This window comes from Mesorhizobium sp. M7A.T.Ca.US.000.02.2.1 (assembly GCF_003996995.1).
Lineage (GTDB): Bacteria > Pseudomonadota > Alphaproteobacteria > Rhizobiales > Rhizobiaceae > Mesorhizobium.
Genome location: NZ_RZTT01000891.1, coordinates 1 through 531 on the forward strand (window position 1 = coordinate 1; position 531 = coordinate 531).

1 protein-coding gene is annotated in these 531 nt (G+C 63.1%); it reads right to left on the minus strand.

Annotated elements, in window-relative coordinates:
* Nucleotides 1–75: 75 nt before the first annotated feature.
* The coding region (locus tag EOD15_RS35315) for an efflux RND transporter permease subunit (RefSeq protein ID WP_148129855.1) at nucleotides 76–531 on the minus strand (456 nt) is incomplete at its 5' end.

The window sequence follows — 531 nt, forward strand, 5'->3', positions numbered from 1 at the left end:
GTTCTTGAGATAGGCGGAATTATTTTTCTTACGAAATTCCGGACGAAAACCCGCTACACACTTTTCCTGGAATTTCTATTCAGCCGGCTCCACATTGGTGTAGGCGGCTTCCTCCAACTCGCGCTTCAGTCGGGCTTCCTCGTGGGTCTTCGGCGTGACGAAGCGGCCAAGCAGGAGATAGGCGACCGGCGTCAGGAACAGCGTCGAGACCGTGGCCAGCCCCAGGCCGCCGACGATGACCCAGCCGAGCGCGACGCGCGCCTCGGCACCGGCGCCGCTCGCCAGCACCAGCGGCAGGCCGCCGAGCACGGTGCAGATCATCGTCATCATCACCGGCCGCACGCGGATGACCGAGGCCTGTTCGATCGCCTCGCGCACGCCAAGCCCGCGGTCGCGCAACTGGTTGGCGAATTCGACGATCAGGATGCCGTTCTTGGCCATGACGCCGACCAAAAGCACCAGGCCGATCTGGCTGTAGGCGTTGAGACTGGTGCCCGAGAGGAGAAGCGCGAAAATTGCACAGGCCAGCCC